Here is a 26787-nt window from a genome sequence, read left to right as displayed (position 1 = left end):
CGGTGGTTCTTCGGGTAAAAATCCTCGAGTCAGAATGTGATCTGCGGGTTAGACAAGTGATCGCGTTCTGTTCGTAGTTCCTGGTCCTACTGCGGGTGTTTCGGGTCGTGCTACTTCGCCATCAGGAGGGTTGTGAGCCTTCGCGCGGTTCGGCGCGCAGCGGTCAACGACCCGCCAATGGTTTCTCGATCGGTGAAAAGTGCGGCGAGTACCAGCGGGTGGCCTTGAACTCGTACTTGTACGACGTGGCCTTCTTCAGCCGCGACGATCACAAACTCGTTGTCTCCGAGCTGCAATTCTCTAGCGACAGCGTCGGCGAGGGCCTGAGTTGAACTGGCCATGCTCGCGAATCGATTGCTGTCAAATTCATTGCCGGCTACCGAAACGACGCTGAATCCGTCTTCTGTCAGAAGGGATGCGTAGCGAAGCGACGGTGCTAGGTCGCGAAGTCCGCCCAAGGCGAGTTCGCCTCGGACGATGTACTTGGAGTCGAGGTGGGGCGCGAGAGTCATCGTGCCCTCCGTCCACCGGAACCGACGCCGACACCGATGCTGTCGGCGACGGCTTGCTTGAGCTCGATGTTGGCGATGAGGGTCATGAGGAGCGTCATCATCTCTTCCTGGGAACGAGCATCCACGGTAAGCACCGGGATCATCACGTCAGGCATTTCATCGGCAAGAGCGTTGGCGTATTCCTCGATCAGCGCGCGGGGCACGAGGTCGGCCCGTGTGAGGCCGATGACGATTCCGCCGCGCTCGTAGAGCGCGAAGAATTCTTTGACGTATTCGATGGCGGTCTCGACAGGGTTATCGGCATCCGCATTCACCAGCAGCAGTACGCCCTCGGCGCGTTCGGCGAGAATCGTCCACATGAAGTCGAATCGACGTTGACCGGGAACGCCATACAAACGAACTTTCTCGGCCTCGTTGATGCCGATTTCGCCGTAGTCGAGAGCCACTGTGGTTGTGGGCTTGTCGGCAACGGTTCGGTCGCTATTTGCGGCCTCCGTGCTGACGACATCGATCTCGCTGAGGGCGCGAATAGCGGAGGTCTTGCCGGCGCCCATTGGCCCGGCAAACAGGATTACGTGCTCTGCCATCTGATCCCTCCCCCAGGAGTTCGTTCTGCGGTTCTTTCTCACTGAAGCATGCAAGCCCCCGAAGCGGGGTAGTAGACCCCCGTTTGGGTGTCGTTAACAATTGCCCCCATAAATGCTGACCAGAACGTTCTGTCTGTCCCCTCAAGACGTGCCGTGTTCTCTGGGAAGTCAGACGATTTTCTAGACCAATTCGGCGCTGGTCTCGACCGCGGCGGGGGTCATCGAGAGGGGATTGGGGCGGGTGTGCGAGCGGGGATTTGTGCCCCGACTATCGCCGCAAGAGCCAGCCCGAACCCGAGCAATTGGAGTGCGCTAAAACGTTCGCCGAGGAGGAGTGCGCCGAGCGTGGCTGCAGTGAGTGGGGAGAGCAAACCGAGCACGGCGAGCGATGAAATTGGCACGATTCGAACGCCCCGAAACCAGAGTGTGTAGGCGACGATGCCGCCGACGATTCCTAGCCACGCATAGCCGGCGATAGCGGGCCCGCTGAGCGTTGCCGGAATGCCCTCTGCGAGCAGTGTGATGGGGAGGAGGAAGAGCCCGCCAGCGGTGAGAAGCCAGCCGGCATAGCTGAGTGCCGATACCTCGGGTGGTTTTCCCCAGTGCTTTGAGAGAAGCACTCCGAGCGCCATGGATGCCGTGCCGGCGAGCCCGGCGATGAGGCCGAGGGTGTCGAGTTGGGCACTCGCCCGCAACACAACGAGGGCAACGCCGAGTGCGCCGATGATGCCCCAGATCACGAGTCGCCAGGGAGCGCTTTGGCGAAAGACGACGACGATGAGCACGGCAACGATGAGGGGCTGGGCGGCGCCAAGGGTGGCGGCGACTCCGCCGGGGAGGCGGTACGCAGCGATGAAAAGCAGGGGAAAGAAGGCGCCGATGTTGAGCACGCCGAGCACGAGGGATTTCCACCACCAGGCGCCGTGGGGCAGCTGACGGGCGATGGCGAGGGCGATCAGGCCGGCGGGCAGCGCGCGCACGAGGGAGGCGAAGAGGGGATGCCCGGTCGGCAGCAGCTCGGTGGTGACGATGTAGGTGGTGCCCCACGCGATGGGCGCAATGGCGGTGATGAGAGTGTCGCGCAGCCGCATGAGAACTCCTTAGCATTGAATAGTTGAACGTTAAACAATCTAGCGGGGTTATGCTGGATTCGTCAAACAATTCAACGTTGAGAGATTCTGAGGCATCATGACAGACAGCGTCGATCGCATCCTCGCCCAATGGGCCGCGGTGCGCCCCGACCTCAACGTCTCGGCCATGGGCGTGCTCGGGCGACTGTCCCGCCTCACCCGACTCCTCGAGCGCGCGCAAAGCGACGTCTTCGAGACGCACGGTCTGCAACCGGGGGAGTTCGACATTCTCGCCACCCTGCTGCGATCGGATGCCGGACCACGCGGCCTCACCGCGGGCGCGCTTTCGGCCAGCGCCATGGTCACCTCGGGGGCGATCACCAATCGGCTTGATCGACTCGTCACGAAAGAGCTCATCTCGCGCGACGTCGATCCCGAGAACCGGCGCACCATCCGTGTAGCGCTCACCGAGCAAGGCACGCGCACCATCGAAGCGGCGCTCGCCGACCACCTTGAGAATGAGGAACGCCTACTGGAATCGCTCAGCGCAAGCGAGCGATCCCAGTTCGAAAGCCTGTTACGTGGCCTGTTGACCGTGCACGAAAGTGAGCCGAATCACACCGCGTAGCGGGCGTACTGCTCCCGAATAATCGGGTGGAAGTCGGATGCCGGCTCCACCACAGTGGCGATAGCCCAGTCGGGGCGTGTGCCGTCGAGCACCCACGCCGCCTGAGCTGCGGCGCCGAGCGCGACATACTCTGCGGGCTCGGGAACCACGACCGGCACCGCAAACACCTGGGACGCGATAGTCGACACTGCGGGGTTTTGGGCGGCGCCACCGATGAGGAGGATGCGCTCGGCGGAAACTCCTTGGCGGCCGAGAGCGTCGAGGCCATCCGCGAGTCCACACAGCAGTCCCTCGATGGCGGCGCGCGCGAGTGACGGCCGGGTCGTGGAGGCCAGTGTCATTCCGAAGAGGGTTGCTGTGGCATCCGGAAGGTTGGGGGTTCGTTCGCCTTCGAAGTAGGGCTGCAGCACGAGTCCGCTAGCGCCGGGGGCCGCTTCGAGCGCGAGAATGCCGAGCTCATCGTGGGTGACGCCCAGCAGCGTGGCGGTGCTGTCGAGCACGCGGGCGGCATTCATGGTGGCGACGAGGGGCAGGAAGATGCCGCTCGCATCGGCGAAGCCCGCCACGGTGCCGGTGGCGTCAGGAACCTGAATTTCGGTAACAGCGAAGACGGTCCCGCTGGTGCCGATCGAGACGACGACATCGCCTGTCCGGGCGCCGAGGCCCAGCGCAGCTCCGGCGTTATCACCAGCGCCGCACGCCACCGAGATCGCCGCGTTCGCCGTCACCGAGGCGGCAAGGGTAGAGACAGCAACGGTTCCGGCGGATTCGCCGGGCGCGACAACGCGGGGGAGTGTGATCGCCGAGGCATCACGACCCAGCGCCGCACTCAGAACGTCGAGGTCGTACTCATTGGTCACCGAGTTGAAGTAGCCGGTGCCGCTCGCGTCCGAGCGGTCGGTGGTCAGCTCGCTCAGCGCAGGATTCTCGGGGCCAAAACCACGCAAATGCCACGTCAGCCAATCGTGCGGCAAGCACACGGCGGCAACCAGCGCAGCGTTGTCGGGCTCAGCGTCGCGCAGCCAGCGCAGCTTCGTTGAGGTGAACGAGGCGACCGGCTTCGAGCCAGTGCGCTCCGCGAGGTCAGGAAACTCTGCGCTGAGGGCATCGGCCGCGGCCGCAGAGCGGGTGTCATTCCACAGCAGGGCTGGGCGGATGACCCGGCCGGCCGCATCCAGCACGACCATGCCGTGTTGTTGGCCGCCGACCGAGATCGCGGAGACGTCATCCAATCCGCCCGCCTCGGTGATGGCCTCGTTGAGGGCCACCCACCAGGCGTTCGGATCAACCTCGGTGCCGGTCGGATGGGAGGCGCGGCCGGTGCGCACAAGCGCACCAGTAGCGGCATCCACAATCACGATCTTGCAGGACTGGGTTGAGGAGTCGATTCCCGCGACGAGGGTCATTTAGCGGGCGCCCATGAGGTGCTCGCCAGCAAGCTGCTGGAGGCGAACGAAGCCGAAGCCCTTGCCGTTGAAGTAGGCCTCGTGATCGAAGTCTTCGTAGGAGGCACGGTCAGCCAGCAGGTCGTCATAGCTTTCATTCTCGCCGAGAGTGTTCTCAGAGAGTTCGAGTACGCGCGCTTCGACGAGAGCTTCTTGCACCTCAGGGTCGGCGCGGAAGGCAGCAGCGCGCTCCTTGAGCAGCAGGTAGTTGCGCATGTTGGCGGCAGCAGAAACCCACACGCCGTTTTCGTCTTCGGTGCGGCTGGGCTTGTAGTCGAAGTGACGCGGGCCCGTGTAGGTCTGGCCTCCATCGGGGCCACCGTTTTCGAGCAGGTCGACGAGCGAGAACGCATTGTGCAGGTCACCGTGACCGAAGACGAGGTCTTGGTCGTACTTGATTCCACGCTGGCCGTTGAGGTCAATGTGGAACAGCTTGTCCTGGTACAGCGCCTGGGCAATGCCCGAGGTGAAGTTGAGCCCGGCCATCTGTTCGTGACCTGTCTCGGGGTTTACACCGAACAGCTCGGGGCGTTCGAGGGTCTCGATAAATGCCATGGCGTGACCGACGGTTGGCAGCAAGATGTCACCACGGGGCTCGTTGGGCTTGGGCTCAATAGCGAAGCGGATGTCGTAGCCCTTTTCGGTGACATAGTCACCAAACAGGTTGAGCGATTCGCGGTAGCGCTCGAGTGCTGCGCGCACATTTTTGGCGGAGTCGTACTCGGCACCTTCACGGCCGCCCCACATGACGAAGGTCTTGGCGCCAAGCTCTACGCCGAGTTCGAGCTGACGCATTGCTTTGCGCATGGCGAAGCGACGAACGCTGCGGTCGTTCGACGTGAATCCACCGTCCTTGAAGACGGGGGCGCTGAAGAGGTTGGTGGTGACCATCGGCACGATGAGGCCGGTGTCGCTGAGTACTTGCTTCAGGCGGTCGATCTGTTTCTGGCGTTCGGCATCCGTCGATCCGAAGGCGAAGAGGTCGTCGTCGTGGAACGTGATGCCGTAGGCGCCAAGCTCGGCGAGCTTTTCAACGCCGTGAACGATGTCGAGGGGGGCGCGGGTTGCTCCGCCGAACGGGTCAACTCCCTCCCAGCCGATTGTCCACAGGCCGAAGGAAAATTTGTCGGCGGGGGTGGGTTGTAAAGACATTGTGGTTCTCCGTTGGCAGCAGTGGCAATAAGTAATTGAGAACAACATACTCTGGCAACTGACACACGTCAATCTCGAACCGTGGGTCAAATTCCTTATATTTATTGACTTTTAGTATCGATTTGGCGAAAGTTTTCGAAAGTTGTTGCTTTCAACGTATAAAGCAATATAAGTTCGCTCTATCAACAAAACGGGGCGCTTACCGCTGCCCCTCGCGATACAACGAAGTAGCGCTCCACGGCGCTGGTAATCCGGCCCGTGCTCTTCGTCTCTCTCGTGAGGACCGCAGCCAAGCCCCGGCCGGTCATACCCCCGTGCGGCTGGCTTTTGCCCGGCAATCACATTTGAAAGGGACAACACGATGTCAATGAAGAAGATAATCGCGGTCGCAGCAGCGACTGTGATGACTATCGGACTCGCCGCCTGCAGCAGCGACGCAGCAGGAACTGGCGGCGGCAGTGAAGGCAGTGTCGGAATCTCAATGCCCACCCGCAGCCTAGAACGCTGGATCAACGACGGCGAAGGCCTCAAGGCTCAGCTCGAAGATGCCGGCTACTCAGCAGACTTGCAGTACGCAGACGACAAGGCCGACACCCAGATCAGCCAAATCCAGAACCAGATTGCATCCGGCGTCGACGTTTTGGTTATCGCAGCAATCGACGGAGAGCTTCTTGCACCGGTGCTCGCCGACGCGAAGGCTCAAGACATCGCGGTTATTTCTTACGACCGTCTGATCAACGGCACTCCCGACGTCGACTACTACGCCACGTTCGACAACTACAAGGTTGGTCAGCTTCAGGGTGAGTTCATCGAAGAACAACTCGGACTTGCCGATGGTGCCGGCCCGTTCAACCTAGAGCCGTTCGCCGGCAGCCCCGACGACAACAACGCCAAGTTCTTCTTCTCTGGCGCTTGGGATGTCTTGCTTCCTTATGTAGAGAACGGCCAGCTGGTTGTTCCCTCGGGTAAGGCTCCGGCGAGCAACGATGACTGGGCAAGCATCGGAATCCTCGGCTGGAAGTCTGACTCGGCTCAGTCCGAACTCGACAACCGCCTCGGATCGTTCTACACCGGTGGCGAGAAGATCGACGTCGTTCTTTCTCCCAACGACAGCCTTGCGCAGGGTATTGCCGCTTCGCTTCGCAGCGCTGGTTACACCGCCGGAACCGACTGGCCTCTCTTGACCGGTCAGGATGCCGACAAGGCGAGCGTCGTCAACATCCTCGCTGGCGAGCAGTCGATGACGGTCTGGAAGGACACCCGCGAGCTGGGCAACGTCGTCTTCGGCTTCATTGAGGCGATCATGGCAGGTGAAGAGCCCGAGATCAACGACACCGAGACGTACGACAACGGTGAAAAGGTTGTCCCCGCGTTCCTCATTGCGCCCGAGGTTGTCGTGAAGGATGACGTGCAGTCGAAGCTCATCGACTCCGGCTTCATCCAGGCCTCAGACGTAGGTCTCTAGCCCCGGCTAGATCCCAGTAATACGATTCGACTTCGGGGGACGGCACAGTAGCCGTCCCCCGAAAGTCACTGCGAGCGGAGCACACTCATGACTGCCATCCTCAGCATGAACCAGATCACCAAAGACTTTAGCGGCGGCGTTCGCGCCCTCGACGGCGTAAGCCTCGAAGTGGAACGCGGCCACGTCCACGCTATTTGCGGCGAAAACGGCGCCGGCAAATCGACCCTCATGAAGGTGCTGAGCGGGGTCTATCCCGTCGGCAGCTATGGCGGCAGCATTAACTTCGAAAATCACGAGACGGCCTACAAGTCGATCAACGACTCTGAGGCCGATGGCATCGTGATTATTCACCAGGAGCTCGCGTTGAGCCCCTACCTCTCTATTGCCGAGAACATCTTCCTCGGTAACGAGATCGCTACGCGCGGTGTTGTCGACTGGCCCAAGACCAACCGTGAAGCAACCATGTTGCTCGCGCGCGTCGGTCTCGACGAACTACCCAGCACGCCCGTCCTTGAACTCGGTGTCGGCAAGCAACAGCTTGTAGAGATCGCCAAGGCTCTCTCTAAGCAAGTGAAGTTACTGATTCTGGATGAGCCCACCGCGGCCCTCAACGATGAAGACTCGGCACACTTGCTCGACCTCATCAATAGCCTTCGCGGCCAGGGCATCACGTGCATCATCATCTCGCACAAGCTCAAAGAGATTCGCCGGATTGCGGATACCGTCACGATCATCCGCGATGGCCAGACCATCGAGACCTTCGAGATGAAGGAAGCGGATGCCACTGAAGCACGCATCATCCGCGCGATGGTCGGTCGCGACCTCGACAGCATGTTCCCGCCGCACACGCCAGACATTGGCGATGAGCTGTTCCGGGTAGAGAACTGGACAGTGCATCATCCGGTCGACACCACGCGCAAGGTCGTCGATGATGCCTCGTTCTCAGTGCGGGCGGGCGAGATTGTCGGTTTCGCCGGACTCATGGGTGCTGGCCGCACCGAGCTCGCGATGAGCATCTTCGGTCGCTCCTATGGCAGCCACATCAGCGGCACGGCCTTCAAAGAGGGCAAGGAAATTTCAGTCAAGAGCGTGAGTGAGGCGATCGGCCACGGCATCGCCTACGCCACCGAAGACCGCAAACACTTCGGGCTCAACCTGATCGGCAGCATCGCCGTCAATATCTCAGCGGCAGCGCTCTCGAAGCTCTCGCGCTTCGGCATCGTTGACCGCTTTGCGGAGAACAAGGTCGCCGAGGACTACCGCGGCCAAATGAACATCAAAACTCCGAACGTGTCGGTGCTCGCCGGCAACCTCTCGGGAGGCAACCAGCAAAAGGTCGTCTTGAGCAAATGGATGTTCTCCGGCCCCGACATCCTGATTCTCGACGAACCCACCCGCGGCATCGATGTCGGTGCCAAATACGAAATCTACGGAATCATCAACGACCTCGCCCGCCAGGGCAAAGCGGTCGTCGTGATCTCCTCAGAACTACCGGAGCTTCTCGGACTCTGCGACCGCATCTATGCGATCTCCGAAGGCACCATCACCGGCGAGATTGATCGCGCCGACGCTACCCAAGAACGACTCATGCACTTGATGACCGCGGGAAAGGACTAACCCGATGAGCACCACCACCCCCACTCGTAAACTCCCCAAGACGCGGGTCGACCTGCGTCAGTACGGCATCCTCGCCGCGCTCGCCGTCATCGTCATCCTGTTCCAAGTCTTGACGGATGGCCGGCTCCTGCTGCCCGGAAACCTCAACAACCTCATCCAGCAGAACGCCTATGTGCTGATTCTCGCCGTGGGCATGGTCATCGTGATTATTGCGGGACACATCGACCTCTCGGTGGGCTCCGTCGTGGCCATGGTCGGCGCGGTGGCCGCAATCTCCATGAGTCAGTGGGGCATGCCCTGGTGGGCCGCCGTCATCATCTCCCTTCTGCTCGGCGCAGCGGTCGGAGCGTGGCAGGGGTTCTGGGTTGCCTTCGTGGGTATCCCGGCCTTCATCGTCACGCTCGCGGGCATGCTGTTGTTCCGCGGTCTCACGCTCGTGTTCCTCACGGGCGGCACGATCAACGCGCTTCCCGGCGAGTTCAACGCGATCGGCGGCGGGTGGCTGCCCGAGCTGTTCGGCACAATTGGGGAAGGTCGCGGTAGCCGTGACATTCTCACGATTGTCTTGGGCGTTCTTGCGGTAGCAATGCTGATCACTCAACAGGTGCGCAGTCGCGCCAAGCAACGCAGTCTTGAACTTCCCGTGGAGCGCAGCGTTTCGTTCTGGATCAAGAACGGTGTCGCTGCGGTCGTCATCTTGGCGCTCACCTTCCAGCTTTCTGCCTACCGCGGAACCCCGATAATCCTGATCATCTTGGCCGTGCTGATTCTGCTGTTCACGTTCGTGCTGAACCAGACGGTCTTCGGCCGTCACGTCTACGCGATCGGTGGCAACCTTTTCGCCGCACAGATGAGTGGGGTGAAGACCTCGTGGATCAACTTCTTCGTCTTCGTGAACATGGGTGTGCTCGCAGGGCTCGCCGGTGTCGTCACGACGGCACGCGCTGGTGGTGCCGTGGCATCCGCCGGTCAGAGCTTTGAACTGGATGCCATTGCTGCCGTCTTCATCGGTGGCGCGGCTGTCACCGGTGGTGTCGGTACGGTCATCGGAGCTGTGATTGGTGCGCTCATCATGGGCGTGCTCAACATGGGCCTGTCGATCCTGTCGGTGGATGCTGCCTGGCAGCAAACGATCAAGGGGCTCGTGCTGCTTCTTGCCGTGGCGTTCGACGTCATGAGCAAGCGACGCGCCGGACGTCGCTAGTCTTAGCATCACCGTTTTATTGCCAACCGAGTGGAACCGCCCGTGAACCAGAACACCCCGCCATCGTCGCCGCTGCCGTCGTCGCAGACGTCGCCGACGGGCGCGGGCAGCACGGGCGGTCGCGGCGATCGCACTCGGCGGCACAATCTGTCGCGCGTGCTGACCCTGCTTCATCGTGGGGCTCAGCGCCGCTCGCAGCTGACCGCACAGACGGGCCTTAACCGCTCAACGATCGCGGCGCTCGTAGCCGAGCTCACCGAACTGGGTTTGGCCTACGAAAGTGAGCCTGATCCCACTCGGCAAGTAGGTCGCCCGTCACCGATGGTGAACGCGGATGCTCGCACCGTTGCCATTGCGGTCAACCCCGAGATCGACGCCATCACGGTCGGAGTCGTGGGGCTCGACGGTTCGCTCTTGAAGCGCATCCGCTATGAAACAGAGACGCCCCCGACAGTTTCCGAGTTCGTGAAGATCTCGAGCCTGATCATCGAGAGCGTGCGCGGCGAGTACGAATCGACGGGCCGCATCGTCGGTATCGGCATTGCCGCGCCCGGTCTTGTGCGCGTCGAAGACGGCCTCGTGCGCTGGGCGCCTCACCTCCATTGGCGAGATGAACCAATTACGGAGCTGCTCGCCGACGCGACCGGCTACCCCGTCTCTACCTCCAATGACGCGAGTGTGGGTGCGCTCGGTGAGCACATCTACGGCGCCGGCCGTGACGTCGATGACCTGATCTACCTCAATGGTGGTGCCAGCGGTATTGGTGGCGGAATCATCGCGGGCGGGCGGCCGCTGACCGGTCGTGCCGGCTATGCGGGAGAGTTCGGCCACGTTCGCGTCGAGAACGGTGCGGCGGAGAAGGGCACGCGCGAAGAGGGCAGCCTCGAGACCGAAGTGAACCGCGCTGACCTGTTGCAGGCGCTCGGCCTCACCAACGTCGATTCAGAAACTCTGGACGCGGCACTCCGCGAATCCACGGATCCTGCGGTGAGCGAGCTGGTGCGCCGGCAGCTGCTCGCGCTCGGCACCTCGCTGCGCAACGCAGTTAATGTGTTGAATCCTGAAGTGATTGTGCTGGGTGGTTTTTTGGCATCCATCTTCGCGTTCGATCCGGAATTCTTGATCGAGAGGGTGCGCAGCCAGTCGCTCGAAGCATCGTTCGAGGGTGTGCAGATCGTGCCCGCTCAGCTCGGCGCAGACCTGCTCATGATTGGTGCGGCTGAGCTCGCCTTTGCGGCGTTGTTGGAAGACCCAGCGGCGCTCTAACCTCACGGCTGATTGACCGGCTAACCGCCCGTCGCCGTAACCTCGGGATAGTTTCGGCCAAACCGAAGCTCCCGGTCATAGGGTTATGAGATGAACTCCGATTACCGCGATTCTGGTCTCGTATTTCCGCCGAACTTCATCGTCGGCTCCGCGACGGCGGCCTATCAAGTGGAGGGCGCTGCGCGTGATGGCGGGCGCACCGAATCCATCTGGGATACCTTCAGCCACACCCCGGGCAAGACCTGGAACGGCGACACCGGCGACGTCGCCGATGACCACTACTACCGGCTCGAATCCGACCTCGATCTCATGGCCGAGCTGGGGCTCGACGCCTACCGTTTCTCCATCTCGTGGCCGCGCTTTCAGCCGGGCGGGCAGGGGCCGATCAACCCGGAGGGTGTGTCGTTCTACTCGCGTCTTGTCGACGGATTGCTGAGCCGCGGCATCCGCCCCATCGCCACTCTGTATCACTGGGATTTGCCGCAAGAACTTGAGGATGAGGGCGGCTGGCCTGAGCGCGATACCGCCATGTGGTTCGCCGAATATGCCGAGCTCGCGGCTACCGCTCTCGGCGATCGCGTGCACACGTGGACGACCCTCAACGAGCCCTGGTGCTCGGCTTATTTGGGTTACGGCTCGGCGTCGCACGCCCCCGGTCGCACGAGCGATGCTGACGCGCTCGCCGCCGTACACCACCTCAATTTGGCTCACGGAATGGCCGTGCCCCGCATCCGTGCCGCTGCCACGAATTCGCCCGAGGTGTCGGCGACCCTGAACTTCCACGTGATTCGGGGCGAGGATGCCGAAGCCAAGCGTCGCATCGATGCGCTCGCGAACCGCGCGTTCACGAGTCCAATGCTGCTCGGTCGCTACGACGATGACTTCATTGCCGACACGAGTGAGGTAACCGACTGGTCGTTCGTTCACGCAGGCGATCTGGCGACCATCCATCAGCCCCTCGATTTCTTGGGCGTCAACTATTACTCCACGGTTACGGTGAAGATGTGGGATGGCGTGAGCGAGCGGGCGATGAACGACGGTCACAAAGACATGGGCGGTTCCGCGTGGCCGGGCAGCCGCAATGTCGAGTTCTTGCCGCAGGCGGGCCCGTATACGGCGATGAACTGGAACATTGCGCCCGATGGCCTCGAGGAACTGCTGGTTGATCTGAGCGAGCGGTTCCCTGACCTGCCGTTGATGATCACCGAGAACGGTGCCGCATTTGACGACGAGGTGACGGATGGTCGGGTGCACGATGCCGACCGGGTCGACTATCTCAACCGGCACTTCACGGCCGCGCACCGGGCGATGCAGCGCGGGGTGAATCTGCAGGGTTATCTTGTGTGGTCGCTGCTCGACAACTTCGAGTGGGGTTACGGCTATTCGAAGCGCTTCGGCATCGTGCGGGTCGACTACGACACTCAAGAACGCATCGTGAAAGACAGCGGGCTATGGGTTTCTGAGGTTGCCAAGAACAAGGTGACGCCGCCGCTGAGCTAGACGTCGCTCGCTGCCTCGTTCGCGACCATCGTGCGGCGAATGTGCGAGCGAGCGTGTTCGATCGCGGGCTCGAGTTCGGCGAACAGGTGGTTGGGGTGCCGCAGCGATCGGATCACTCCGAGGCGCTTCAGCACATCCCGATGTTCGGGGCGAATGCCCTTGATAATTACGGTCACGCCGCGTCGTTCGAGGGCGGTGATGAGCTCGGTGAGGGTGTGGGCGCCGGTGGCATCGATGAGGTGCAGTTGCGACAGCCGCACGATCACGACTTCGAGGCCTTCGTGTTCGTTGATGCGGTCGATGAGGCGCTCGGCTGCTCCGAAGAAGAGTGAGCCATCGATGCGGAACAGCGCGATACGTTCGTCGCCCGGTTCGGGGGAGCCAGGGAGTTCTTCGCGGTGAACGCCGCTGGCTTTGCTCATGGTGCGCAGCGCGAAGAAGGCGGCGGCAGCGATACCGATTCCCACGGCGATGATGAGGTCGAAGCTCACCGTGATGATGCCGGTGATGACGAACACGGCAGCTTCAGATTTGCCGGTGTGAAGCATTGTCTTGATCAGGGTCGGGGACATCATGCGGGCGGCGGTGGCCATGAGCACGCCCGAGAGCGCTGCCAGCGGGATGACCGCGACGACCTGCGCTGCGAGGTACACGACGGTGAGCAGGGCGAGAGCATGCACGACCGCAGAGACGCGGGTGCGACCGCCCGACCGCACGTTGACGGCGGTGCGGGCGATGGCGCCGGTGGCCGGCATCCCGCCAAAGAAGCTGGAGGCGACGGATGCCAGCCCCTGGCCGACGAGTTCGCGGTCGGCGTTGTAGGGCCCGGTGTCTGCCATGCCGGCGGCGACGCGGGCGGAAAGCAGGGATTCGATCGCGGCGAGGGCGGCGACGGCGAAGGCCGGGCCGATCAGCGTGGTGAGGTCGAAGTCGAACGAGGGCACGGCGGGCGCCGGCAGCGAGGCGGGCAGTTCGCCGATGGTGGTGAGCGGCAAGTTGAGGGCTTGAGCGACGATCGTGACGACGACGATGGCGATGAAGGAGGCGGGGAGGCGGCCGCTGATGCGGGTGAGCAGCAGCATGATCGCGATCACGGCCGCAGTGACGCCGAGGGGGAGCAGAGCAGCCGGCCACTGGGCAGCGACGATGAAGGCACCCGCCGCGAGCACGGAGTTGGTGGGGTGCTCAGTTCCTTCCGTGCCGAGCGCCGAGGGCACTTGCTGCAGAAAGATGATGATGCCGATGCCGACCGTGAAGCCTTCGATCACGGGCCAGGGGATGTAGCTGACGGTGCGGCCGAGGCGCAGCACGCCCGCGACGACCACGATGATGCCCGCGAGCAGGGTGACGATGGCGACGGCCTCGACACCGTGACTGACGACGATGGGAGCGAGCACCACGACCATCGCGCCGGTGGGGCCGGAGACTTGTACGTTGGAGCCACCGAAGACTGCCGCAACGATGCCCGCGACGATGGCGGTGATGAGCCCAGCTTCGGCGCCGACTCCGGAACTAACGCCAAAGGCGAGGGCGAGAGGCAGGGCGACAATGCCGACGGTCACGCCGGCGATAAGGTCTCCGCGCCAGCTTGTGCGGAGCAGACGGTAGTCTTTCGCGCTCGGCAGGAGCTCTTTCCAGGAACGTTTCATCGGGCATCCGGAATCGTGGGTAGTCCGGCAACGAGATCGCGTTGGCTGTCGGTGTCGGTAAGGATTTCGCCGAGCAACACGCGCGCGACACGGAGGAGTTCAGAAATTTGGGGGTGAGCGAGGCGGTAGTAGACGACGCTGGCGCGGCGTTCGGAGACGACGAGACCGTAGCGGCGCAATACGGCGAGGTGTTGCGAGAGGTGGGAGGCTTCGAGTCCGGTCGCGGTCAGCATCTCTGCGACAGAGGCTTCGTCGGCGGCCGACAAGATCTCGAGCACCCGGATGCGGTGCGGATGCGCGAGCCCTTTGAAGAGGTTCGCCTTGATTTCATAGAGCGGCCTGCGCTCATCGAGAACGGACATTCATGTGCTCCTGATCGGTGCGTGCGATGCGGTTGCGCTGTGGCTCTGACAGCAAGCAATCGCCCGCTTGCTGAATTGATGTAATCATCATATCAGCATGAGGTTGCGTCCAAAGGTTAAGCTCTAAGTGGGGTGGCGAGCGCGCGGAGAATGTCGATATTCCTGCACGAACGAAGGCTTTCGGAGTGGCCGCCGTCGGCCCACGCCACGGCTGCGCTGCGGGCGCTCCGAAATTCCGAGCGTGAGAAGACGACAACCTAAACACAAACAACATCCAATCCAATTAAGTAGTTCGACTCGTAAGAAGAGCAGCACCGGTATTCAGGTAGTCGGTCTGGAATTCCGATTCAGCAGCCCGCTCATTTCGGCTTGAGTGGCGGGGGCTGGTCGAGTGGAGTTATGCAGCTTTCTTCGCGGTCCGATGCTTGGGAAATGCGGTTTTCAGATGTGAACCGCGTCCGCGATAATGGTTATTGTCGGTTCCGCTCAGGAGTGATATTTTTCTGGCCGTCCAAGCTAGGAAACTTACATTGGGAGGAGCGCTGTTGTCTGTGCCGAATCCGAGTCCGCTAAAAGTGCTTTCTTTGTTTTCGGGAGCGGGTGGAATGGACCTTGGTCTCGAGGAAGCTGGGTTTGAGAACGTCGGTTGTATCGAGATTGACGAGACCGCCCGCGCAACGCTTCGGCTGAATAGGCCCAGCTGGAAAATGATCGGTGATGGCGATATCACAAGCGTCGCTCAATATTTAAGGCCTGAGGATCTTGGCTTAAAAACTGGGGAGTTAGATCTGCTGGCCGGTGGTCCGCCGTGCCAGCCTTTTTCTGCGGCAGCGCAATGGGCAACAACTGGGCGGCAAGGCATGCGAGATGAGCGTGCTCGCACCGTAGATGCGACGATGCGGCTGGTTGGCACTTTTCTCCCTAAAGCGATTCTGATGGAGAATGTTTTGGGTTTCGTGAGCGGCAAGGGGGCCGCGATCGGTTATCTCGAGGAACAGCTTGGCATTATCGGGCAACATGCTGGGGTCGAATATTCCGTGCACTGGCGGTTACTCAACGCTGCTGACTACGGCGTGCCGCAGAACCGACGCAGAGTCATTGTGGTCGCTTTGCGGGATGGTATCCCGTGGGAATGGCCGAAGCCCACGCACTTGGGAAGCTATGTGCGCGCGTGGGATGTATTGTCGGATCTTCCTCCGGGCGATCTGCCGGAACCCAACGGAAAATGGGCCGAATTGCTCCCGAGTATTCCGGAGGGCCAGAATTATCAATGGTTGACTAAACGCGGAGGCGGAGATGAGATCTTCGGTTATCGCACCAAGTACTGGAACTTCTTGTTGAAGCTCGCTAAAGACCGGCCTTCGTGGACTCTTTCCGCATCGCCGGGGCCCTCGACCGGGCCGTTCCACTGGGATAATCGTCCTCTCAGCGTACGTGAACAGTTGCGGCTGCAGACCTTTCCTGACGCATGGCAACTCTCAGGCGAGTATCGCGCACAGACCAAGCAGGCGGGGAACGCGACGCCCGCCCTTCTTGCCGAGGTGGTTGGCCGACAGCTGGCCGCGTGTCTCAGGCCTTGCGGCGATCGACCTTCTGCGCCGCACGCGCTCCTTCGAAGCCGGAAGGCTGAGTTGGTCCCAGCGCCCCTTGAGCCTTCACCAATTCCTGAACGTTTCGCTAACATGCGAGGACCGAAGAAAGCCCATGCTGGTGAAGGCCTTGGTCCGGCTGCGGTCTCTTCACAGGTAGCGAATGCAGATTAGAGTGTCGTTGAAGTAGCCGAGCGGGATGAATCGAAATGAGTCAGAAAGTGTTTGATGTCAAAACGCCTGTTATTCAAAAACTCAGGGTCGAAGAGTTGCTCCTTGACCCCCAAAACCCTCGTTTGCCGGAGGAACTTCTCGGGAAGACCCCCCCAGAGCTGCTCGAGTGGCTTGAAGAGTCCGAGACTTTGGAAGAGCTTGCTTCATCAATGCTCGCAAACGGATTTTTCGCTCATGAACCGCTCGTGGTCAAAGCCACGAACGGAGGAGCTCCGTACGTCGTCGTCGAGGGAAATAGGCGTTTCGCAACTCTAAGTATTCTTCTTCAGCTGCCAGCTGCCAAAGAAGCGGATGTCAACTTCGATTTCGAGGTAGAGCCAACAAAGGACCAACTCGCTCGGCTATGGGAAGTCCCTTGCCTTGTGGTCGATCACGAGGACGACGTCCGAAAATTTCTGGGATTCCGTCATATCGGGGGTCTAAAGACATGGAAGCCTGAAGCGAAAGCGCGCTATTTGGAGGTCGAAGTAGATTCCGCGGCTCGCGAGGGTAGCTCGAACCCTTTCAAGGATGTAGGTAAGCGGGTTGGCACGAATGCTCTCGGAGTGAGAGGTCCGTTCATCGCACTCAAAGTTCTCCGGGCCGCGCGCGATGTTGATTCTCTGAACAAATTGGCAACTTCCGTACTCCGCGATCGATTTGGGGTTTGGAATCGACTCCTGAATAGCGCTGAAGTGCGCGAATTCATCGGTCTCGCTGACGCGTTGGATTACGAGAGTGTCATCAAAAGCATGGGTGCGCTTCGCATAGACAATCTCCTTAGAGTGCTAAGCGATCTTCTCCCACCTCCCGGAGGGCGTCTTGCGGTACTGCAGGACTCCCGTGACGCTACTCGATACGGGCAAGTGATTGCCGACAATGTGGCCCGGAACGCACTCACTGCCCATGGGGATCTCGATCTCGCCTATCAAATTGTCGACAGGCAGACCTTTACGAAGCGTGCGGGAGATATTGCGAAATCTGTCGAGATTCTGACTCAATCGGTGGACTCCTTTGAGATTGGGGCCGATGAAGTGGCCGTGGCAGGGAGTCTGCTGACGGCGGCCAAAAACCTGAACGCGGTCGTCGGGAGTCGACTTCATGAGAAAGATTGAGCCCGATGTTGACAGCTATGGGAATCTCATTCGAGCGAGCTTTTTCGCTGATTACATGGAGCTTCTCGCACTGCATCGAGAGAAGGCGAGACGGGAGTCATTGCGCGATCTCATAGGTGAACTATTTTCCAGAAAGAAAGAAATTCTCTTCGACCCGACCACTACCGAAGCTCAGCCGGAGTGGGTGGTTACTGACCTAGCCGACGAGGCTTGGACATGTCTCCTGCAGCGTTCTGCGCTACTAGACGATGCTTATCCTTTCGACGTTTCAGAAAATTCACTGAAGCTCAAGAACGGCAGAGTTGTCGAGGAATCTCCGTATGTTGCCGTGTTGTCGATCACGCTGGCACACGCGTTTGCATCCAAGAAAGGCAACCTTTCAGATTCGCCGAAGAGTACTAAGGCTGCTAAGGCTGCTAAGGCTGCTAAGGCGCCCCGAAACCCCCAAGGCGTCGAGTATCTATTTGAGGAGGTCGTGGCCGACGCGATGGAGAACGCGGGTTTGGTAGTTGGTCGTCTCGGGCCGATCTCACGCGCAAGTTCACTGAACTTCGTGGACAGCATGAACGAAGTGGGGCGCCTTCTCAAGGTCCCGATTGATGCGAACGCGACTCTACGCCGTCTAAGCGCAAATGACGAGGACGTCGACCTAATCGGGCTTTTTGACTGGAAAGTCGCTACCAAAGGGCGATGGTATTTTATCTGTCAAGTAACCTGCGGGAGAAGCGATTCCTGGCGAGGTAAGGCGCTCGAACCGGTGCCGGATGACTGGAAGGCCTTCCTTGGCGAGGTTGCGCCGCCCGTTCCTTTCCTCGCGATTCCTCACCACGCTGAGGACCGTGTTATGAAATACGTGTCTTCCACAAGGGTTCAAATTATGGATCGCACTAAGATCGTCAGGAACCTAACGACAGTATCGGCGGAGATGAAGGCAGTGATTAAGTCAGTGATGACGGCGGAATTCCAGTCGTTGAAAGTTTGACCTTCAGATCCCCGGAACGAAAACTCGCATGAATTCAATTGCACGAAAATTTTGCGCGAGAACCCTGTTAGCGCAGGTTGTAATTCCCTTCGGGAAGCTATTTGAGATTAGTCCTGATGACAGCGAAGGCCACTTCAAAACCGCTCTGTGTTCCACACAGAAAGTCTCGTTCCTTGATCCCGCGCATGCGGGCAAGGCTCGGGCGCGCGATTCTTTCGTCGGCGTTCGCTGACGTCGTCCGAGGGCTGGTTCGGAGAACTTAACTAGGCGTCTCGTATCGTGTTTGTGTGGCCGACGTCGGGAATCTGCGGTCGAGGAGGGCTCTCGTCGGAAAGAAGCCCTCCCGTTGGAGAACGTACCCACTGTGGACAACAATGGCGGCACCGGGCGCTCACTCCGCACAATATGAGCATGTCTAACGCTTTGACGACCATCGCCGATCAGGTTCGCCAGAGGGTTCGCCGTGACGGCGTCGATCTGTCGCGCGATAGCGAGCTGGCGTCGCGGTATGTGCGTGATGAGGTGCGTCGCTACAGCGAGCGTGCGCTGGGCGGGTCGGTGCCGTTGCTGGCGGATGAAGCTCAGGCCGCCCGCGAGGTGGTGGCGGCGTTGACCGGGTATGGTCCGCTCCAACCGTTCTTCGACGATGACACCGTTGAGGAGCTGTGGATTAACGGGCCCGAGCAGATATTCGTGGCCCGCAACGGGGTTCCCGAGTTCACGGGCATCCGTCTCACTGATGGTCAGGTTCGTGACCTGGTCGAGCGGATGCTTCAAACCTCGGGTCGCCGCGTCGACTTGAGTTCTCCGTTCGTCGACGCGTCGCTGCCCGATGGTTCGCGACTGCACGTCGTGATTCCGGATGTCACCCGGCGCCATTGGGCCGTGAACGTGCGCAAGTTCAGCCGGAGCATCCGTGACCTCGATCGCCTTGTCGAACTCGGCAGTCTCACTCAGCACGCGGCCGACTATTTGCGACTGTGCGTGCTGTCGGGCCAAAACATTGTGGTTTCGGGCGCAACGCAGAGCGGCAAGACCACTATGCTCAACGCCTTGCTAGCGGCGGCCCGACCGAACGAGCGTGTCGTCACGGTCGAGGAAACCTTCGAGCTGAACGTTGCCAGCCACGACCACGTCGGCATGCAGTGCCGCCAACCCAGCCTCGAGGGGACCGGTGAGATCAGCCTGCGCCGCCTCATCAAAGAAGCGCTACGCATGCGCCCCGAACGACTTGTCGTTGGCGAAGTACGCGATGCCGAATCGCTCGACCTCCTTATTGCGCTCAATAGCGGCCTGCCGGGCATGTCTAGTATCCACGCCAATAGTGCGCGCGAGGCTCTCGTGAAACTGTGCACGCTTCCGCTGCTCGCCGGCCGCAATATCGACTCCAGCTTTGTGGTGCCAACGGTAGCCAGCTCAGTGGATGTCGTGGTCCATTGCGAACTCACCGCCGACGGCACGAGACGTGTGGTTGAAATCTCGTCGCTTACCGGTGAGGTCAGTGACGGGGTTATCGACAGCAGTCTGCTCTTCCGCATCGGGGACGGCACACTCGCCCACACGGGTGCCGTGCCCGCTCGGCTCTCCAAATTCCGGGCCGCCGGCATCGACGCGGTTTCGCACCTGTTGAAGGCGGTCGCATGAGCCTGATCGTGGGCATCGTGCTCGCAGTCGGTGTCGTCTTGATCGCGGCTACCTTTCTCTGGCCGGCTACGGGCGAACGCCGGGTGCGTGGCCGTTCGGCGTTCTCGCTCCGGCTGAGCGAGCGACTCGTGCAGGCGGGACTCCCGAACACTAGTCCGGTGGTTGTGGTGATTGTGTCGCTCGCGTTGAGCTTCGCCGTAGCGGCCATTAGTTTTGTGCTGACATCGGTGATCGCAGTCGTGCTGTGTGCTGCCGCTGCCGCGCTCGTGTTGCCGACGCTGGGAATAGGCTGGCGCGCTCGCGTGCGCCGCCGAGCCACTCGGGTGGTCTGGCCCGATGTTGTTGACCAGTTGGTGTCGGCAGTGCGGTCGGGGCTTGCTCTTCCCGACAGCCTCATGACACTCGCCCAGACGGGGCCAGCGGTGACGCGCGCCGCCTTTGCTGCCTTCGCCGTGCGCTATCGGGCAACAGGAAACTTCTCGGTAGCCGTCGACGAACTCAAGGTGGCGCTCGCCGACCCGGTTGCTGACCGCATCCTCGAAACCTTGCGGATGTCGCGCGAAGTGGGCGGCAGCGAACTGACGAACGTTCTTCGCAGTCTCAGCGTCTACCTGCGTCAAGAGGCAGCCATTCGTTCAGAGATCGAAGCGCGCCAATCATGGGTGATGAATGCGGCTCGGCTCGGTCTGGCGGCACCGTGGGTGGTGCTGTTCTTGCTCACCACACGGCCTGAAGCCGCACTCGCCTACAACTCAGCGGGCGGCGCTGCCCTGATCGTTGCCGGTTTGCTGCTGTCTGTTGTTGCGTATCGAATCATGGCGGGCATTGGTCGCCTTCCCGATCAGCCGCGGTGGTTCGCATGAATGACGCACTGGCGTGGGCACTCGTCGCCGGAATCGCCGGCGGGCTCGGTCTGTGGTCGATTCTGAGTCTCATCCCGCGGTTGAGTCGACCCACCTTGGCGACGAGAGTTGCTCCCTACGTCATTGACGTCTCCGCCGGCGCACGGGAACACTTGGCTCCGCGCTCGGTCGGGCCGCTGCCGGTGTTGGGCGTACTGCTCGTTCCTGTTGCGCGCTGGTTGCGTGAGACGCTCGCGTCGGTTGTGGGTGGCAGCGATCAGATCCTGCGACGTCTCCGCCAGTCTGGCTCCGAACTGACCCTCGAGGCCTACCGGTCGCAACAACTCTTGGCCGTTCTCGGCGGTGCGATGGCGGGCGTCGCTTTCGATATCGCTGTCGCGAATCGGCAACAGGTTCCATTCGCTGCCCAAGCAGTGCTGGTGGTCGTCGGCGGTGTTATCGGAATCACCGTGCGCGACTACCTGCTGCAACGCGCCGCCAAGAACCGCATCCGTCGCCTCACGGCAGAGTTGCCGGTCGTGCTCGAGTTCCTGGCCCTCAGCCTGTCTGCCGGTGAAGGAATCTTGGATGCCGTGCGTCGCGTCTCACACGTCGGTGGCGGTGAGCTGTCGCGAGAACTCGCTCGCGTGGTCTCCTCGGTCAATACGGGCCTCCCGTTCGGCGAGACGCTGGGTGCGCTCGCCCGCGAACTGGAACTCGCCCCGTTCTCGCGCTGTGTCGACCAAATCTTGGGAGCCCTTGATCGCGGTAGTCCGCTGTCTGAGGTGTTGCAAGCCCAGGCTCAGGATGCTCGTGAAGAGTCCAAGCGTGAACTGCTCGAGCTCGCCGGTAAAAAAGAGGTCGCGATGCTCTTCCCGCTCGTGTTCCTTATCTTGCCCATCACCATCGCGTTCGCGATTTTCCCCGGTATCTTCGTGCTGCAGGTGGGGTTCTAGCACTCGCACTTTCTCGCGCTAGCGCCGCGCGACCTGCAGCGCAGCTGACACAGCCCGCGCCTGCTCGAGCGCCGTCGCGACGGGAGCCACGACATCCCGCTGCACTACCTCGTCGACCGCGGCGAGAAGACGGCGGCGGGTGCGACGCCGACGACCGCCAGCAGTCAGGGCGCTGAGAACAGCCGAGATCAGGCCGAGCAAGATTCCGATCAGCACTGCAGCAATGAGCAGCAGCGTCGGTATCGCCCACCCCGTCAGCGGGCCTTCCTCAACAGCGGGAAGCGGGAATGCGGGCAAGCCAAACGTGGGCAACAACGCCGCACCCACCAACCACAGGGCTCCACCCAATCCGATCACAACGGCAATCCACTGCACAATGCCCACGAGCACCCACCACCACGAACCCTTCGCGGGCAGAGGTGTGCGGGCAATAGCAAGATCGAGAGTGGCCGGCAGCGTGTCGAGGGCCTGCTCCGCGGTGGTGCGCGCGGCGGCTCGCCACGGGGCAGAAACTCCGGCACCGGCTTCGTCAGTGAACGTGCGTACGGCCATCGACATCCGGGCTTGGGCGCCGGCGCTCAAGAGCGGCATGCTCGTGCGGTGCACATCGGGGTCGCCGCCGCGTCGCTTCGGCCCGAGGCCCAAGCGGGTGAGCGGGTCAGCGCGCAAACGACCAATCCACGACACGAGCGGCCACCCGGTGGCCTGCCCGGAACGCTTGCGATACGAACGAGCAACAGCGGATGCCACGATGTCGACTCCCGCAGCGGTCCCGACCTCATCGCGCAATCGAGCGGCGCTCTTCGCGCTCACCTTCTGCGGCGAACCCGGATCGTCGATGCGCGCGGCGATGGTCTGCACGTCAGCGCTGAGCCGCGCATCCCGCACTGCCTTCGACGCCGCAAGATCGCCAATCGCCTTACGCAAGGCGTCTATACCGTCTCCCGTGCGGGCACTCACGGGCAGCACTCGGGCGCGGGGAATGCCATCACGTTCAACGATCGTCTGGAGCGACGTCACCACGGCGGCACGATCATCCTCACTCAACAGATCGACCTGATTGAGCACGACGAGAGTCACAGCGGCGTGCTTGGCGTGCGGCGCGATGAACTGCGCGTGCAACACATCGTCGGCATACTTTTGCGGGTCAACGACCCAGATCAGAGCATCCACTTGACCGGCAAGACGTTCGGCGACAGCACGATTGCTGGCCTCTACGGAATCGACGTCGGGCAGATCGACGAGAACGAGTTTGCTGGCACGAGCATCGAAGGGCGTCGACCTCTCGACCCGTTCGCGAACCTCAAGCCAGTCGAGCAGTTCGCTCGCGCCGGCCGCCGCCCACGTCACCGCGAGAGCTTCGGAGGTGGTGGGGCGGCGCACGTGCGCGACCGCCACCTCGTCACCCACGAGGGCATTCACGAGACTCGACTTGCCCGATCCGGTAGCGCCAAAGACGCCAACGACCGTGTGCTCGGGGGAGCGAGAACGCCGCGCCTCGGTCTGTGCGAGCAGCGCGCGGGCATCGTCGAGTACGTCGGCGGGAATACGTCCGGTGCCCGCCTCAGCGACGGTGCGCAGCGCGACAATTCGCTCGTCGAGGCTGGGCTTGGCGGCGCTCACGAGGTGCCCTTCGCAGCACGCGCAACGTCATCGAGCAGCGCCTGCGATTCGCGCCGTAGCGAATCGGGAGTTGCACCGAACCGAAGCGGCTCCAACGCGACACTCAAGCGCGCGACTTCCGCGTCGAACAGAACGCGAACGCGCGCGTGCAGATCCTCGCGGGCTTCGCTCGCCAACTGACGCACGGCATCCTCACCAAAGATCGTCTCAAGCAGCTTCTGGCCGAGCACCGCTGACCCACCCGCAATCGCAATCTCGCCACCGGTGAGCCCACCGGTCGAAGCGAACACGACCACCATGAGGGCCACCGTCACGACGTTCAAACCGAGCGACAGAATGCGAGCCCGGATGCGCTTGTCTCCCGCATTGTCGTGAATGAGCTGCATGAGCGCGCCCTGCCACTCGCGAATCATCGCGGTCGTGGCCTGAGGCAGTTCTGGGCTTTCGCTGGCCAGTTCCGGATGCCGTTCAGCGATGGCCTTGCCGGCCACGCTGCGTTCGAGCCCGGCCCACGCTGCCGCAGCAGCGCGCCCCGCCTGATCGACGATCACGGTCTGCAGTCCCGTTTCGATCTGGGTTTCGACTTCAACCACGGGGTTGGGTTTGCCCGTGATCCACGCTGTCGCGCGGTCGCGTGCCGCGGAGAACCACGAGTCAACTTTTCTGAAGAAGTCGGAGGTGCCGACGAAGTCTTGCCAGCGGGCCAGCACTTCGCCGCGCATCAGGGCGCCGTTCTGCGTGGCGGCGTCCACCGCGTCGAGCGCGGCGTCGTACTGCGCAGCGGCGGCGACGTGCGCGGCGTCGAGCCAGTCGAGTTGCTGCTGCCGAGCATCCGCAATCACCACCACTTGGCGGTCGAGCTCGCTAATGGCGCCGCTGAGCGTGCGGGCGGCGATGCGCGAACGTTCGGCCCGGTCGCCCGCGATGCCGGAGAGCCACTCGCGCGGCTGTTCGACGGCGCTGGCGGGCAGCATCCCCAGGTCGTCAAGACGCTGTTCTTCGATGGAGAAGACGGGAGCGTCGCTGAGGCCGCGCTCCGAAAGCATCGACTGAAGGTCGGGAAGGATCTCGTCGAGAGCGCCCGGCGGCACCCGGTTGAGCACGATGCCGACGGTAATGGAGCGGGCGGCTGCGCTTTCGAGAAGGCGCCACGGCACGGCATCCGCGTAGCGATTCGCGGTCGTGACGAACAGCCACAGGTCGGCGGCGGCCAGCAGTTGGGTGGCAAGCGCCCGGTTTTCGTCGGCAACCGAGTCAATATCCGGGGCGTCGATGATCGCGAGCGAACGGGGAACGCTCTCGTGCTCGAGAAGCATGAGTTCACCGATGCGTGACTCTTCAGGTGTATCACCGGCGCTTGACGCGGGCGTTCCGGGGGCGCTGATGCGGCCGCGCACGCGCGCCAGCCCGGGAAGGACGCGATCGCTCGCGAACCATCCCGCATCCACGGGAGCGTGCACCAGAATCGGCTGCCGGGTCGTGGGGCGAATGACGCCGGCGCGAGTGGTGGCAACACCGAGCAGCGCATTCACGATTGTCGACTTGCCCGAACCGGTAGACCCGCCGACCACTGCAAGCAGGGGCGCATCGAGGTCAGCCAAGCGGGGGCGGATGTAGTCGTCGATTTGGCGGACGGCGGCTGCGGCAGCTTCGCGTTGCGTTACAACACCGTCGAGATCGAGGGTCAATCCAGCGTCTGCCAGAGACGCCCGCAGGCGCTCAAGCGAGAGGATCGCGGGCGCACTGTTATCGGTCACCGCTTAAGCATGCCGGGTGCGCGGCCAGTTCGCTAACTTTTGTTATGCACAGCGGCCGTGTTTTCAGGCATCGGGGTGTGCGGAGGTTCTCACGGTTGGAGCCTCCGCGCCATCGTTACCGCTGAGGAGCGTTGCCGCGGCGATGGAATGCAACGAGAGCGATTCCCATCAGCAGCAGTAGCGCTGTGGCGCCCAAACTGGGCATTAGGTCGATGCCGGTCGCTGCGAGCTCTCCGGTGGTCGCGGGTTCTTCGGTGACCACAGCCACTTCGGCCCAGGTGGCAGTAAGTGTGATTGGTTCGGTCACCGGGGTGGTGAAGTTGTAGGTGGAGCCGTTGGCGGTCCATGCGGTGAAGGTGTAGCCGTCGCGGGTGGGGTCTGTCGGTGCGGCGATGGTGCTGCCGTCGGTGATGGTCTCGGCGGGGGTGCTGGTGCCGCCGTCGGCGTCGAAAGTGACGAGATGGGTGACGGCGGCCACTTCGGTCCAGGTTGCGGTGAGTGTGATTGGTTTGGTCACGGGGGTGGTGAAGTTGTAGGTGGAGCCGTTGGCGGTCCATCCGGTGAAGGTGTAGCCGTCGCGGGTGGGATCTGTCGGTGCGGTGATCGTGCTGCCGTCGGTGATGGCCTCAGCGGGGGTGCTGGTGCCGCCGTCGGCGTCGAAGGTGACGAGGTAATTGAACCCAATGATGATGTTTCCGCCGTTGCCGATGAGGGAAGTGGCAGCAGAGTAGCCGACACCGGCCGGCGTTACCGTGTTGACGATCGGGGACGCTGATGAGCCGCCACCGTCGAGTGCGGCACCAGCATTCGGGGTGCCCCGAACGTCTAGAGTGCCCGGCGCGCCAGCGTCGTAGCCGCCGCCAATTCCGGCTCCGCCATCTTGCCCGCCGGTCGCGGTGATGGAGCCGCCCGTAATGGTAGTAGTGCCGCCGTTGCTGTCGCCGCCGCCGCCAATTCCAGCGCCGCCGTTCTGGCCGCCGGTCGCGGTGATGGTGCCACCGGTGATGGTGGTGGAGCCGCCGGTTCCGTTGTTGCCGCCGCCGATGCCTGCGCCGCCTGCGCTGCCGGTTGCGGTGGTGGTGCCGCTTTTGATGGTGGTGGTGCCGCCGGTTCCGTTGTTGCCGCCGCCGATGCCTGCGCCGCCTGCGCTGCCGGTTGCGAGGATTGTGCCGCTGTTAACGATGACGGAGCCGCCATCGTTGCCATCGTTGCCGCCGATGCCTGCACCGTGCAGACCTCCGGTTACGGTGAGCGTTCCGCCGCCGGAGGAAACGATGGTGAGCGTGGAGGTGCTCGGAACCTCAATCGCCGCCAGAGAGTCAGGGACGTCACTGTTGATGGTGAGGTCAAACCCGTTGAGGTCAAGCGTGATCGATTCGCCAGGTTTGACCGCTATTGACCTGCCTGCCGGAGCAACGACATCGGCAACGAGGATCACGGTGCCGCCATCGGACGCGTAAGCGAACGCATCTGGCATGCCGCCCCAAGCGTAGACGGCGTACGTTGCGGCGTTCGCTGGCAGTGCGCCGGCGAAAGTCAAGGCAAGCGCAACGGCGACAGCGGTAATGCTGGGCAAGATTTTCGGGCGAGGAATCACGATAGTTCTCCG

The 26787-nt window shown here is 62.1% G+C and carries 22 protein-coding genes; 12 read left to right on the top strand and 10 right to left on the bottom strand.

What is annotated here, in order from left to right; all coding sequences use genetic code 11:
* Positions 1-110: 110 nt before the first annotated feature.
* The 3 genes from I6E73_RS10140 to I6E73_RS10130 form a co-directional block, all read right to left on the bottom strand.
* Positions 111-512 carry a roadblock/LC7 domain-containing protein gene (locus I6E73_RS10140; RefSeq protein ID WP_197125325.1) on the bottom strand — a complete coding sequence of 134 codons (402 nt, stop codon included), beginning with the start codon at positions 510-512 and terminating at the stop codon, positions 111-113.
* Positions 509-1099 carry an ATP/GTP-binding protein gene (locus I6E73_RS10135; protein WP_197125324.1) on the bottom strand — a complete coding sequence of 197 codons (591 nt, stop codon included), beginning with the start codon at positions 1097-1099 and terminating at the stop codon, positions 509-511. Before I6E73_RS10135 ends, I6E73_RS10140 begins: the two co-directional genes overlap by 4 nt.
* A gap of 218 nt (positions 1100-1317) precedes the next feature.
* Positions 1318-2190 (bottom strand): EamA family transporter, encoded by an 873-nt coding sequence (locus tag I6E73_RS10130; protein WP_197125322.1) that lies wholly within the window; start codon positions 2188-2190, stop codon positions 1318-1320.
* A 97-nt stretch (positions 2191-2287) separates the two neighbouring features.
* Here I6E73_RS10130 and I6E73_RS10125 point away from each other — a divergent pair, with 97 nt between their 5' ends.
* Positions 2288-2797, top strand: a complete 510-nt coding sequence (locus I6E73_RS10125) for a MarR family winged helix-turn-helix transcriptional regulator (protein ID WP_197125320.1) — start codon at positions 2288-2290, stop codon at positions 2795-2797.
* Here the strand turns inward: I6E73_RS10125 and xylB are convergent.
* Together xylB and xylA are read right to left on the bottom strand one after the other, a co-directional pair.
* Positions 2785-4203, bottom strand: coding sequence for a xylulokinase (gene xylB / locus I6E73_RS10120; RefSeq protein WP_197125319.1), 1419 nt, complete (start codon positions 4201-4203; stop codon positions 2785-2787). The two genes, I6E73_RS10125 and xylB, sit on opposite strands and share 13 nt — an antisense overlap.
* Positions 4204-5394, bottom strand: coding sequence for a xylose isomerase (gene xylA / locus I6E73_RS10115; protein ID WP_129073398.1), 1191 nt, complete (start codon positions 5392-5394; stop codon positions 4204-4206). It lies immediately after the preceding gene.
* A 361-nt stretch (positions 5395-5755) separates the two neighbouring features.
* On the opposite strand from xylA, the gene chvE reads away from it, so the two are divergent.
* The 5 genes from chvE to I6E73_RS10090 all read left to right on the top strand — a co-directional run bounded on the left by chvE (position 5756) and on the right by I6E73_RS10090 (position 12446).
* The gene (gene chvE / locus I6E73_RS10110; RefSeq protein ID WP_304610983.1) at positions 5756-6859 is read left to right on the top strand and encodes a multiple monosaccharide ABC transporter substrate-binding protein; all 1104 of its coding nucleotides are present in this window, start codon (positions 5756-5758) and stop codon (positions 6857-6859) included.
* An 87-nt stretch (positions 6860-6946) separates the two neighbouring features.
* The gene (mmsA, locus tag I6E73_RS10105) at positions 6947-8476 is read left to right on the top strand and encodes a multiple monosaccharide ABC transporter ATP-binding protein (RefSeq protein ID WP_197125317.1); all 1530 of its coding nucleotides are present in this window, start codon (positions 6947-6949) and stop codon (positions 8474-8476) included.
* 4 nt (positions 8477-8480) lie between these two features.
* Positions 8481-9680, top strand: coding sequence for a multiple monosaccharide ABC transporter permease (mmsB, locus tag I6E73_RS10100; protein WP_197125316.1), 1200 nt, complete (start codon positions 8481-8483; stop codon positions 9678-9680).
* Positions 9681-9722: 42 nt separating this feature from the next.
* The gene (locus tag I6E73_RS10095; RefSeq protein WP_307784285.1) at positions 9723-10946 is read left to right on the top strand and encodes an ROK family protein; all 1224 of its coding nucleotides are present in this window, start codon (positions 9723-9725) and stop codon (positions 10944-10946) included.
* A 90-nt stretch (positions 10947-11036) separates the two neighbouring features.
* Entirely contained in the window at positions 11037-12446 is a 1410-nt protein-coding gene (locus I6E73_RS10090) for a GH1 family beta-glucosidase (protein WP_197125315.1), read from the top strand.
* Here the strand turns inward: I6E73_RS10090 and I6E73_RS10085 are convergent.
* The gene (locus I6E73_RS10085; RefSeq protein WP_197125313.1) at positions 12443-14095 is read right to left on the bottom strand and encodes a SulP family inorganic anion transporter; all 1653 of its coding nucleotides are present in this window, start codon (positions 14093-14095) and stop codon (positions 12443-12445) included. The genes I6E73_RS10090 and I6E73_RS10085 overlap by 4 nt on opposite strands.
* Entirely contained in the window at positions 14092-14457 is a 366-nt protein-coding gene (locus I6E73_RS10080; protein ID WP_197125312.1) for a metalloregulator ArsR/SmtB family transcription factor, read from the bottom strand. The genes I6E73_RS10085 and I6E73_RS10080 overlap by 4 nt, the downstream gene beginning before the upstream one ends.
* 551 nt (positions 14458-15008) lie before the next feature.
* On the opposite strand from I6E73_RS10080, the gene I6E73_RS10075 reads away from it, so the two are divergent.
* The 6 genes from I6E73_RS10075 to I6E73_RS10050 all read left to right on the top strand — a co-directional run bounded on the left by I6E73_RS10075 (position 15009) and on the right by I6E73_RS10050 (position 21798).
* Complete coding sequence (locus I6E73_RS10075; protein ID WP_307784320.1) at positions 15009-16220, top strand: DNA cytosine methyltransferase; 1212 nt, start codon at positions 15009-15011, stop codon at positions 16218-16220.
* A gap of 35 nt (positions 16221-16255) precedes the next feature.
* Complete coding sequence (locus I6E73_RS10070; protein WP_197125308.1) at positions 16256-17374, top strand: ParB N-terminal domain-containing protein; 1119 nt, start codon at positions 16256-16258, stop codon at positions 17372-17374.
* Positions 17361-18356 carry a hypothetical protein gene (locus I6E73_RS10065; protein WP_197125306.1) on the top strand — a complete coding sequence of 332 codons (996 nt, stop codon included), beginning with the start codon at positions 17361-17363 and terminating at the stop codon, positions 18354-18356. The genes I6E73_RS10070 and I6E73_RS10065 overlap by 14 nt, the downstream gene beginning before the upstream one ends.
* 411 nt (positions 18357-18767) lie before the next feature.
* Entirely contained in the window at positions 18768-20000 is a 1233-nt protein-coding gene (locus I6E73_RS10060; protein WP_374189167.1) for a CpaF family protein, read from the top strand.
* Positions 19997-20863, top strand: coding sequence for a type II secretion system F family protein (locus I6E73_RS10055; protein ID WP_197125302.1), 867 nt, complete (start codon positions 19997-19999; stop codon positions 20861-20863). Before I6E73_RS10060 ends, I6E73_RS10055 begins: the two co-directional genes overlap by 4 nt.
* Positions 20860-21798, top strand: a complete 939-nt coding sequence (locus I6E73_RS10050; RefSeq protein WP_197125300.1) for a type II secretion system F family protein — start codon at positions 20860-20862, stop codon at positions 21796-21798. Before I6E73_RS10055 ends, I6E73_RS10050 begins: the two co-directional genes overlap by 4 nt.
* Positions 21799-21816: 18 nt before the next feature.
* Here I6E73_RS10050 and I6E73_RS10045 read toward each other — a convergent pair whose 3' ends face one another.
* From I6E73_RS10045 to I6E73_RS14830, 3 genes are all read right to left on the bottom strand, one after another.
* Positions 21817-23421 (bottom strand): GTPase, encoded by a 1605-nt coding sequence (locus tag I6E73_RS10045; protein WP_197125298.1) that lies wholly within the window; start codon positions 23419-23421, stop codon positions 21817-21819.
* A complete protein-coding gene (locus tag I6E73_RS10040; RefSeq protein WP_197125291.1) occupies positions 23418-25178 on the bottom strand; it encodes a dynamin family protein in 1761 nt (586 codons plus the stop codon). Before I6E73_RS10040 ends, I6E73_RS10045 begins: the two co-directional genes overlap by 4 nt.
* A 115-nt stretch (positions 25179-25293) precedes the next feature.
* Positions 25294-26775, bottom strand: a complete 1482-nt coding sequence (locus tag I6E73_RS14830) for an InlB B-repeat-containing protein (RefSeq protein WP_197125289.1) — start codon at positions 26773-26775, stop codon at positions 25294-25296.
* Positions 26776-26787 lie beyond the last annotated feature (12 nt).

Source organism: Salinibacterium sp. SWN248 (assembly GCF_015864575.1).
Lineage (GTDB): Bacteria > Actinomycetota > Actinomycetes > Actinomycetales > Microbacteriaceae > Rhodoglobus.
This window is presented reverse-complemented; position numbering and strand designations above follow the sequence as displayed.

Excerpts from the sequence above, each read along its gene's own strand:
- I6E73_RS10070 (WP_197125308.1), top strand. The coding sequence starts at position 16,256 with ATGAGTCAGAAAGTGTTTGATGTCAAAACGCCTGTTATTCAAAAACTC.
- I6E73_RS10050 (WP_197125300.1), top strand. The coding sequence starts at position 20,860 with ATGAATGACGCACTGGCGTGGGCACTCGTCGCCGGAATCGCCGGCGGG.
- I6E73_RS10065 (WP_197125306.1), top strand. The coding sequence starts at position 17,361 with ATGAGAAAGATTGAGCCCGATGTTGACAGCTATGGGAATCTCATTCGA.
- I6E73_RS10130 (WP_197125322.1), bottom strand. The coding sequence starts at position 2,190 with ATGCGGCTGCGCGACACTCTCATCACCGCCATTGCGCCCATCGCGTGG.
- I6E73_RS10060 (WP_374189167.1), top strand. The coding sequence starts at position 18,768 with ATGTCTAACGCTTTGACGACCATCGCCGATCAGGTTCGCCAGAGGGTT.
- mmsA (WP_197125317.1), top strand. The coding sequence starts at position 6,947 with ATGACTGCCATCCTCAGCATGAACCAGATCACCAAAGACTTTAGCGGC.
- xylA (WP_129073398.1), bottom strand. The coding sequence starts at position 5,394 with ATGTCTTTACAACCCACCCCCGCCGACAAATTTTCCTTCGGCCTGTGG.
- I6E73_RS10125 (WP_197125320.1), top strand. The coding sequence starts at position 2,288 with ATGACAGACAGCGTCGATCGCATCCTCGCCCAATGGGCCGCGGTGCGC.
- mmsB (WP_197125316.1), top strand. The coding sequence starts at position 8,481 with ATGAGCACCACCACCCCCACTCGTAAACTCCCCAAGACGCGGGTCGAC.
- I6E73_RS10140 (WP_197125325.1), bottom strand. The coding sequence starts at position 512 with ATGACTCTCGCGCCCCACCTCGACTCCAAGTACATCGTCCGAGGCGAA.
- I6E73_RS10090 (WP_197125315.1), top strand. The coding sequence starts at position 11,037 with ATGAACTCCGATTACCGCGATTCTGGTCTCGTATTTCCGCCGAACTTC.
- I6E73_RS10055 (WP_197125302.1), top strand. The coding sequence starts at position 19,997 with ATGAGCCTGATCGTGGGCATCGTGCTCGCAGTCGGTGTCGTCTTGATC.
- xylB (WP_197125319.1), bottom strand. The coding sequence starts at position 4,203 with ATGACCCTCGTCGCGGGAATCGACTCCTCAACCCAGTCCTGCAAGATC.
- I6E73_RS10085 (WP_197125313.1), bottom strand. The coding sequence starts at position 14,095 with ATGAAACGTTCCTGGAAAGAGCTCCTGCCGAGCGCGAAAGACTACCGT.
- I6E73_RS10135 (WP_197125324.1), bottom strand. The coding sequence starts at position 1,099 with ATGGCAGAGCACGTAATCCTGTTTGCCGGGCCAATGGGCGCCGGCAAG.
- chvE (WP_304610983.1), top strand. The coding sequence starts at position 5,756 with ATGTCAATGAAGAAGATAATCGCGGTCGCAGCAGCGACTGTGATGACT.
- I6E73_RS10080 (WP_197125312.1), bottom strand. The coding sequence starts at position 14,457 with ATGTCCGTTCTCGATGAGCGCAGGCCGCTCTATGAAATCAAGGCGAAC.